Source organism: Oleiphilus sp. HI0117 (assembly GCF_001635235.1).
Map to the genome: position 1 here is coordinate 1 of NZ_LWGA01000814.1, position 8888 is coordinate 8888.

At 43.1% G+C, this 8888-nt stretch carries 12 protein-coding genes; all 12 read right to left on the reverse strand.

Translation table 11 applies throughout. From position 1 onward, the window contains the following. Positions 1 to 658: flagellar biosynthetic protein FliR (gene fliR / locus A3757_RS13490; RefSeq protein ID WP_068739783.1), on the reverse strand; the 658-nt coding region annotated here is incomplete at its 3' end. A 3-nt stretch (positions 659 to 661) separates the two neighbouring features. Then, entirely contained in the window at positions 662 to 931 is a 270-nt protein-coding gene (gene fliQ / locus A3757_RS13495) for a flagellar biosynthesis protein FliQ (RefSeq protein WP_068511910.1), read from the reverse strand. Between the two features lie 14 nt (positions 932 to 945). Further along, positions 946 to 1728, reverse strand: a complete 783-nt coding sequence (gene fliP, locus A3757_RS13500) for a flagellar type III secretion system pore protein FliP (protein WP_068554009.1) — start codon at positions 1726 to 1728, stop codon at positions 946 to 948. Continuing rightward, complete coding sequence (gene fliO / locus A3757_RS13505; RefSeq protein ID WP_068511678.1) at positions 1725 to 2321, reverse strand: flagellar biosynthetic protein FliO; 597 nt, start codon at positions 2319 to 2321, stop codon at positions 1725 to 1727. Before fliO ends, fliP begins: the two co-directional genes overlap by 4 nt. Positions 2322 to 2325: 4 nt before the next feature. Continuing rightward, complete coding sequence (fliN, locus tag A3757_RS13510) at positions 2326 to 2826, reverse strand: flagellar motor switch protein FliN (protein ID WP_068511675.1); 501 nt, start codon at positions 2824 to 2826, stop codon at positions 2326 to 2328. Beyond that, positions 2819 to 3835 (reverse strand): flagellar motor switch protein FliM, encoded by a 1017-nt coding sequence (gene fliM / locus A3757_RS13515; protein WP_197470043.1) that lies wholly within the window; start codon positions 3833 to 3835, stop codon positions 2819 to 2821. The genes fliN and fliM overlap by 8 nt, the downstream gene beginning before the upstream one ends. A 96-nt stretch (positions 3836 to 3931) precedes the next feature. Continuing rightward, the gene (gene fliL / locus A3757_RS13520) at positions 3932 to 4435 is read right to left on the reverse strand and encodes a flagellar basal body-associated protein FliL (protein WP_068513649.1); all 504 of its coding nucleotides are present in this window, start codon (positions 4433 to 4435) and stop codon (positions 3932 to 3934) included. A gap of 173 nt (positions 4436 to 4608) precedes the next feature. Next, positions 4609 to 5886, reverse strand: a complete 1278-nt coding sequence (locus A3757_RS13525; protein WP_068554013.1) for a flagellar hook-length control protein FliK — start codon at positions 5884 to 5886, stop codon at positions 4609 to 4611. 175 nt (positions 5887 to 6061) lie between these two features. Next, positions 6062 to 6364, reverse strand: a complete 303-nt coding sequence (locus A3757_RS13530) for an STAS domain-containing protein (RefSeq protein ID WP_068554015.1) — start codon at positions 6362 to 6364, stop codon at positions 6062 to 6064. 38 nt (positions 6365 to 6402) lie between these two features. Beyond that, positions 6403 to 7446: a chemotaxis response regulator protein-glutamate methylesterase gene (locus A3757_RS13535; RefSeq protein WP_068516560.1), complete on the reverse strand. Its 1044-nt coding sequence runs from the start codon at positions 7444 to 7446 to the stop codon at positions 6403 to 6405. A 41-nt stretch (positions 7447 to 7487) separates the two neighbouring features. Further along, entirely contained in the window at positions 7488 to 8129 is a 642-nt protein-coding gene (cheD, locus tag A3757_RS13540; protein WP_068554017.1) for a chemoreceptor glutamine deamidase CheD, read from the reverse strand. A 61-nt stretch (positions 8130 to 8190) separates the two neighbouring features. Continuing rightward, on the reverse strand, positions 8191 to 8888 hold a 698-nt coding region (locus tag A3757_RS13545; protein WP_156506318.1), incomplete at its 5' end, for a protein-glutamate O-methyltransferase CheR.

The following is an 8888-nucleotide window of genomic DNA, read 5'->3' on the forward strand; positions in this document are numbered from 1 at the left end:
AGAATACATTCATCTGCGGTGCCGCCCTTGTCATAACTCCAAAGGAGATATTAACAATCAATACCGAAGTTACTACTGGCAGCGCAACCAGCAGAGCCGAAGCAAAGAGCCAGTTAATCCTCATCAACATATCCCACAATAAGTAAGGCTCTATCGAGTTTTCACCTATAATACTTGCTGAAATCGGCCACGCCCTAAAGCTTTCAACAATCACTTCAATCATCACTAAATGACCATTCATTGCAAGAAACGTTAAGGTTACGCCTATCAGGAATATCTGAGACAGGATTGGTGTATTAACACCGTTCGTTGGGTCAACCATCGAAGCAAAACCCAAACCCATTTGCATCGAAATCATTTGCCCCGCCACCACAAACAACTGCATCAGTAGCACAAACATGAAGCCCATTAAGGTACCGATAACAACTTGCTGAAGCACAATCAAAAAAGAACCGATTGACAGAGCGTCAATCACAGGGACAGGGTCAATCAATGGAGCAACGATTAGCGTTAAGGCAAAGGATAAGCCAATTCGGACACGCATTGGCACCAACCGTGTTCCGATTACCGGAACCACCATCAAGAAACTGGCAATACGGAATAAGGGCCACAAGAAGGACCCAACCCAAGCGCCAATTTGTGCGTCGGTAAATTCCATCTTTTACCCGATCAGTAATGGAATGCTAGTCCATAAGCGTTCTGAATAGTCGAGAATTTTTGTCATCATATACGGACCCGCGACAATAAGCACAAACAAGGTCACCAGAAGCCTTGGTAAGAAGCTTAGCGTTTGCTCGTTGATCTGTGTTGCAGCCTGAAAAACACTCACCATCAAGCCAACGATTAGGCCGGGTACGAGTATTAAAGTGACCAAAATCAAAATTACAAATACGGCATCCCTTACAAGGTCAATTGCTAACTCTGGCGTCATCTTAATCTACCTCGTTATATTCCAAAGCTGGCGGCTAAACTACCCATTATCAGAGCCCAACCGTCAATCAAGACAAAAAACATTATCTTGAAAGGTAAGGAGATAATCATAGGTGATAACATCATCATACCCATTGCCATCAGTACGCTCGCCACGACCATATCGAGAATTAGAAAAGGCAGGAACAGCAGAAAGCCAATTTGAAAGGCGGTTTTCAGTTCACTTGTTACGAAGGCAGGCATCAACACCCAAAACGGCAAGTCATCAAGCGTATTGTATTCAGCACCCGATATACGCACAAACAGCGCAATATCATCTTCTCTTGTCTGCGTCAGCATAAACTCTCGAAATGGTAAGCTTGCGGCTTTAACGGCATCAACAGGTGCTAGCTGCTCGTTCATATAAGGTTGGATAGCCGTTTCATTAACCTTTTCAAAAACAGGCGTCATAATAAAGATCGTTAAAAACAGCGATAAACCCAAAACTATCTGGTTTGAAGGGGTTTGTTGTAGCCCCAAGGCCTGGCGAAGTATTGAGAAAACGATGATTATTCGGGTGAATGAAGTCATCATCATCAGCATCGCAGGCAAGAAGGTTAGCGCAGTCATTAGCGCAAGAACCTGGATCGTCACCGTATAGGTCTGCGAACCATCAGAATTATTTACCAGGGTTAGAGCAGGAATACCCGGGCTTCCTTGCGCACCTTCAGCAAAAGCTGAAAATGACAACAATGACAGAACGACACCTAGTGCTAGGAGTGCAAAAGTACGCACTGAAAACTTTGACTTCGTTGTCATAGCTTACCCTCTTGAGAGTTAAGCTCAGAGCTGCCTTGCTCCTCAGGCGTACTTTTAGTGAGCAAGCCTTTTAAAGTTGTCGAAAAATCGGAATGTGCACCACGACCACCACCTTCTTGAGCGTTATCACTAAGATCAGAATCGCTGTCAAAAGTATGCAAACAAGAAATCTGCTGATTGGTAACACCCAAAAGAAGTGTCTGCCCTTTTACACGAACTAAACTAACTTTTTCTCTTGCACCAAGCGGAAGAGACGAAAGCACTTCCATTTCTCTATTTTTAGCAATATTAAATCCGCTAAATCGGCGAGCAAACCAAGCCAAGACAAAAATGAAGACCACCATTGCGAATAAAGTAGCGACAACAATAGGCCAACTCGTTATCGGGTCGTACTCTGGTGCACGAGCTTTACTAAGGTGGGTCGATTCAGTATTTGAGCTGACAACTTCGTTTTCAGTTTTTAACGTATCGTCTAACTCAACTAATTGTTGCTGTGGCTCAGTGCCAGGATTCGTAGAATCTGAGGATTCATTAGCATACACAATACTGGTGCTCAGTATGAACACCACACAAAGGCGAATCAGTAAGCCCACAAAACTACCCTAAACGCCTGATACGTTCAGTTGGACTTACTACATCAGTCAGTCGAATACCGAATTTATCATTAACCATAACAACTTCACCATGAGCGATTAGTGTGCCATTGACCAAAACATCTAATGGCTCACCGGCCAAGCGGTCAAGCTCAATAACGGAACCTTGATTCAATTGTAATAAGTTTCTGATCGGAATGGAGGTATTACCGACTTCCATCGATAACGTAACAGGTATATCCAGAATGACATCAAGATCGGGAGCGCCTGGGCCACCAGCACCAGCGTTAGCAGCCGCAGCTGGACGCGAATCAAAAGACTCTAGAGGCGCAGACTTAATATCATCAGCATCATCCCCTTCGATAGCTTCAGCTTCGGCCATTGCCGCCGCCCACTCATCCTCAACACTACCTTCGCCGCCTTCAGAATCACCAGACTCTTCCATTGCAGCTTCCCATTCAGATGCTAGTTTTTCGTCTTCACTTTGATCTTCGTTATCACTCATTTTCTTCTTCCAAATTTTCGTCAACTACACTGGATATGAGGTTGGGTCGTTCAATTTTTTCTTCAATTTTCGCCGCTAACTGACCATCACTTTGCCCAAGCTTTGCTTTGAACATAGGGACCTTATTCGCAGTTAGCGTAATAAACTCTGGCATTTCTATCGGTATAACATCACCTTTTTCAAGCTTGGCAACATCTCTAAGTGATATCTGTTCTTCTAGGACTGTCGCATTAAGAGGCACATTAGCCTCTAAAAGATCTTTCCGAATAGTTGTCATCCAGCGCTCGTCAACATCGTCAACATCACTCTGGACACCAGCATCGAGGATCTCGCGAATCGGCTCAATGGTAGAGTATGGAATGGCCAGATGAAGGTCTCCACCACCGCCATCTAGTTCGATATGAAAGGTACTAATTACTATCACTTCACTAGGGCTAACAATATTCGCCATTGAAGGGTTAACTTCAGAGTTCATATACTCAAAATCAATTTTGAAAACTGCGCTCCACGCTTCCTTCATATCGATAAAAACTTGTTCGAGTACCATATGAACAACCCGAATCTCGGTAGGCGTAAACTCACGCCCTTCAATTTTTGCATGACGCCCATCACCACCAAAGAAGTTATCAACAAGTTTAAAAACTAGCTTGGCATCAAAAATAAATAAACCAGCTCCGCGAAGAGGTCTGATTTTGACAATATTTAAACTGGTAGGAACGTAAAGAGTATGGATATACTCTCCAAACTTCATGATCTGGACACCGCCCGTAGAAACGTCGGCGTTTCTACGGAGCAGGTTAAACAAGCTGATTCTGGTGTAGCGGGCAAACCTTTCATTGATCATTTCGAGCGTAGGCATGCGCCCGCGCACAATTCTATCTTGGCTCGCTAAGTCGTAATTGCGTATACCTTCTTCATCGGCATCGTCCTCCGTGTCGATATCACCATCATCGACACCATGCAATAACGCATCTATCTCGTCTTGTGATAATAAATCTTGCACACTAATACCTGACTATATGAATTTTTAAGCAATCACAAAATAAGCTATTTGACGGTCGCGAAAATAACACCAAACAAATAACTTAAAACATCTTGAACAAAACTACTGCAATACAAAATTAGTGAAATAAACGTTCTCTATCTCACCAGCCTCTTCACTACTTAAGACAGTATTAATCACTTCGACTGTCTGAGCTTGAAGCGCTAACTTACCTTCCTCAGTGCGAATCTGTTGAAAGTCCTGATCTGCGTATACATTCAATAAACGTGAACGTATCAAAGGCATATGGTGGTCTAAAGCATCCAAAGCACTGGCATCACGACTAGAAACAGATAATGAAATCTGCATATACCGCTGACGCCCATCGACATTAAACGTAACCAAAAATGCTGGCTTAATTGGAATGTAGCTAGCTGGCTCCTTCACTTCTTCTTCAATAACCGGTTCAGTTGGTGCGTCTTCATCGCCACCAAGCAAAAACATCGTCACACCAACCGATAGACCAATAGCTAAAATTGCAACGATCGCAATAATAATAATTAGCTTTTTCTTTGAACCACCTTCGCCAGATTGCTCTTCTTCAGTTTTGTTTTCTTCTTCTGCCACGTCAAAATCCCGTCATATCAAATCGCAGCTGAGCACCTTTACAGATATCCAGCAAAGTGTATGCCAAAAACAACAGTTCTCCGTTTAAACGGAAGCTTAACTGTTGCCTTTAACTATTTGATATTAGTTTAGCTTAAAGAGGGCGAAAATGAAGAGGGCCTGATAAAAACTTATCAGGCAAAGTAGTCAACGAGATTTGAAGAGGAGCGTGAAATCGATTCTGTCGTAGCTGTTTCACTACTAGAATCTTCAGAATCTTCTTGCTGATCTTCCGAGCCATTAGAACCTTGCTGCTGATCATTGGATGCAAAACGCTCATCACCGCTGCGTGCATCGACATTCACTTCCTGAAGCTCAACGCCGTTTGTCTCCATCATTTCACGTAAACGCACAACGTTAGATTCAAGCATTTCCCTGACTGAAGCATTATGGGCGTTAAATGTAATGGCTGCTGCATCATTTTGAACAGAAATTTTTACATCAATTGGACCAAGCTCAGCAGGGTTTAAGTGGATCTCTGCAGACTGAATTGCCTTTCCCGTAAGCCAAACTATCTTCTGGCCAACTTCCTCCCCCCACTCAACCTCATCCAAACCCGTCATTACTGTTGTCGAGTAAGGCGCGTTATCTAATTTCTGCTGCACTTCCGAAAACGTTGTTTTAAGTGGCGAAGATGAACGCTCTACACCACTACCAATCGTTTTTTCCAGAATGCTTTCAACACTACTAGTACTATCCGCAATCGCCTTAAACTTTGATTCACCTTGCAATGCCTGACTAACAACCTCCTCTTCCAAATTGAGCATAGCACTGCCATTTTGGGACAAATTCTGAGGAGACAACCCAAGCCCTGAATCAATATTAGAATTGGTAAGCGGAGCTGCTTGAATTTGGTTTGCCGTATTTAGGTTCACCTGAGACTTCTTAGCATCCTGGTTTTGAAAAGATACGCCAGGCAAAACACTTACTGGCGCCACACCTGAATCAAGCCCAGTCAATGCTTGTGGAAGGTTAGCACTTACCGGTGCAAGGGCTTGTTGTATCCCATTTACCGTATTTAGCAAAGATGCCAACACATCTTCGGGTATGTCATCACTTGAAAATCCAAGACCACTCTCAAGCTCTGCCAGCGAGTTAGAAAGAAAAGTACTCATTTCCGGCAATTCTATGCCTTGCTGTGCCGCATCCAGAGACATTAAATTGCCACTCAATAATGCGTTGATATCATCCAGGAAGCTTGAATCCAGCCCTAAAGCTTCAAGCTTAGCAGCAATATCATCAAGTTTCTCAGGACTTATAGAAGACTGATAGACACCTGTTAATGTAGCACCAAATGAACCCTCTATGGGTGATGCACCCGGTTCGCTGCTCGCGCCCAATGCTGGACCGCTAGTTGACGCTGCTGGTGCGTTTCCTGCTGATACAGGGTTTGATAGAGATATATTTTGCATGAACAACAACCACCCGTTTCGCTCAAGCCATATTAATTATGACTTAGAAAAAATAGCTTTAGGACAAGCGAATTGTAGGCGCTCAAGTTAGTCGTCTAACTTGATTACACTACGCTTTAGGGAGGATTATGCGAATATCGGGCCAATATCCGCTATTTAGAGAATGGTACTTAATTTAATGAATATCGAATAGCTGTTTAAAATTAGAGATCTCGAATATCTTTTTTACCTCATCAGAACAGTGAACTATGCTGATTTTTACATCTTCTTTTGCGTGATCCTTAAGTAACAACAACATTCCCAAAGCAGAGCTGTCTAGATAACTGACGTCGCGCATATCGATGCGATATTCACTAACACCGTTGTCTTTTCCTTCGTAAGCGTCACAAAAACTCTGATGCGAAGCAAAGTCAAAGCGACCTTTAATCGCAATAGTTAGAGAGTTATCATCCGTTGAAAGTACTGATGTGATTGACATTTATGCCTCACCCTTGTCTAAATAGATATTTCCTAACGCTACCTTTCACAAGCCTTAAGTAGCGCTTCTCGAATTTTATTTATCGGGAGCACTTTTTGCACAGCGTTAAGTTTAACAGCTGCGCCGGGCATTCCCCATACAACACTCGTTGCTTCATCTTGAGCAAAAGTTGCACCGCCCACTGAAAGTATTCTTTCCATACCTTCGGCGCCATCACTTCCCATCCCCGTTAGGATAGCTGAAACTGCATATTTCCCATAATGCTGTGCGACTGAGTCGAATAATACATTGACCGAAGGCTTATGACCACTGACCTTCTCTCCATCATATAGAGAGGTAACCAAGCGCCCGTTTTTCTCGTAAACTTTTAAATGGAAGTCGCCTGGCGCTAAATAAGCATGGCCCGGCTCCAAAGGCATACCACTCTTTGCTTCCTTAACTGTGATTTCACAGTGTCCATCAAGCCGCTGCGCCAATGAGGCACTAAAGGTAGCAGGTATATGCTGCGCCATAACAATAGGCGGGCAGTTTGCTGGCATCCCTTGCAGGACTTCACGTAGAGCTTCCGTTCCACCCGTAGAACTTCCGATACAAATAATTTTTCGCCCGTCAAATTTACGTTTTTCTGTCGCCTCACTAGAAGCTTGCTTCGACGAAAGCACTCTATCATGAGCCGCCATATTCGCAATGGCAGCATTTCTAACTTTACTCTGAATTGTTAGCGCATAATCCGAAAGGTTATCCCAGGAACCACCTTGTGGTTTTGCGATATAGTCAACTGCGCCAATTGAAAGCGCATCAAGCGTAGCCGGAGCTCCTTTACTAGTTAAAGTAGAGATCATAACGACCGGCATGGGACGCAATCTCATCAAATTTCGCAGAAATGTAATGCCATCCATTTTTGGCATTTCAATATCCAAAGTCAGTACATCTGGACTGAACTGCTTAATTTTCTCACGAGCATCAAGCGGATGCTCAGCGACAGCCACAACCTCAAGGTCTGGTGCCGAGCCAATAATTTCAGATAAAACCTGCCTAATTAGCTCGGAGTCATCAACAATTAAAACTTTTATCTTACTCAAACCTACTTCTCCACGAAAAGTACGACATATTACTGCGCGAATCAGTCAAACAACTCAACACCACCGCTTGGTGCGGACTTTTGCTTCAAGTCATTGCTATAGCTAATCTCTCTTTGCAAGACTGTATCGTTTGTTGTTTCTCTAAGCTTTCTTACTTTAACTGCACCGGTATCGGGAAAATACAAGACCTTTCTCGGGTATATATCACCAACATCTTCCGCTGCTAGCTCAAAATTTTCTTCGTAAATGTACTTTCTTACGTACGCTATATTTCGCTTACCAATGTCAGTCATGTTACTAAGAACATTGCCGCCACCAAAAACTTTGATTTCGAGATTTCGACGCGTACCACCAAGCTTTAGGATTTCGTTAATAAGAAATTCCATCGCCCAGTTTCCGTACCTGGAGGCACTGCTTATTTCTGAAGCTCCCCACTTTTCCGTCGAATGAGCCCCTTGCTCTGGTAACATAAAGTGATTCATTCCACCTATACCAAGTTGCACATCTCGAACACAGGCAGAAATACAGGAACCCAGTACGGTAACAATCATTTCTCCAGTTTTGCTCACATAGAACTCACCCGGCATTATTTTAGCAGCGGGAACATTCATTCGCTTATCCCAATACCTGTTCACATGCTCAAAGCCTGCTAGGGGTGGTGGTAAAGTGTGATTTTGTGACATTTACTAACTATCCTACATTAACTGTAATATTGCTGCCCTGAACGACAATCAACATTCAATACTAAGAAATTTTCTGGTAGATGGTCTTACCTATTGGCTTAAACCTTGTACATACTCTACTCAAGCTCTCTGAGTGACCAATTATCAAATAGCCCCCATCTTTAAGCATATCGGCATACCTGTTGAACAAAACTGCTTGAGTCTCTTCATTAAAGTAAATAACGACATTCCGACAGAATATTAGGTCGAACGGGCCTTTCATTGGCCAGCGTTCCAATAAGTTTAGGCGCTTAAATCTAATTAACTCCTGCAAATCAGGTTTAACCTTAACGATATCCGGGTGGTTCTTATCAAACATGAACCACTTCCGCTTGATCTCTTGAGGAAGCGATTCAATTCGCTCAACCCCGTAAACACCTTGCTGACCTTTTCCCAAAACTTTGGAATCTAAGTCAGTAGCTAGAATTTTGCAGTCCCAGCCACTTAAATCAAAGTTATCCCGAATGGTCATTGCAATGCTATAAGGTTCCTCACCAGAAGAGCAGCCTGCAGACCAAACTCTAATTCGCCTTGAAGCAGCGTTGCTATTCTTTAGCTCCTTACAGAGCTTATCTCCAAGAAACTCGAAATGATGGTTCTCTCTAAAGAAGGATGTGAGATTCGTCGTAATCGCATTAATAAAACGACTAACTTCTTCGCTGTTTTCATTACGAATCAAAGACAGATATTCACTTACTGAGCCCAAACGAACATCTCTGA

Bases quoted from the DNA above. Each gene is read 5' to 3' on its own strand.
- fliQ (WP_068511910.1), bottom strand. From the start codon at position 931: ATGACGCCAGAGTTAGCAATTGACCTTGTAAGGGATGCCGTATTTGTA.
- fliP (WP_068554009.1), bottom strand. From the start codon at position 1,728: ATGACAACGAAGTCAAAGTTTTCAGTGCGTACTTTTGCACTCCTAGCA.
- fliN (WP_068511675.1), bottom strand. From the start codon at position 2,826: ATGAGTGATAACGAAGATCAAAGTGAAGACGAAAAACTAGCATCTGAA.
- A3757_RS13525 (WP_068554013.1), bottom strand. From the start codon at position 5,886: ATGCAAAATATATCTCTATCAAACCCTGTATCAGCAGGAAACGCACCA.
- A3757_RS13530 (WP_068554015.1), bottom strand. From the start codon at position 6,364: ATGTCAATCACATCAGTACTTTCAACGGATGATAACTCTCTAACTATT.
- cheD (WP_068554017.1), bottom strand. From the start codon at position 8,129: ATGTCACAAAATCACACTTTACCACCACCCCTAGCAGGCTTTGAGCAT.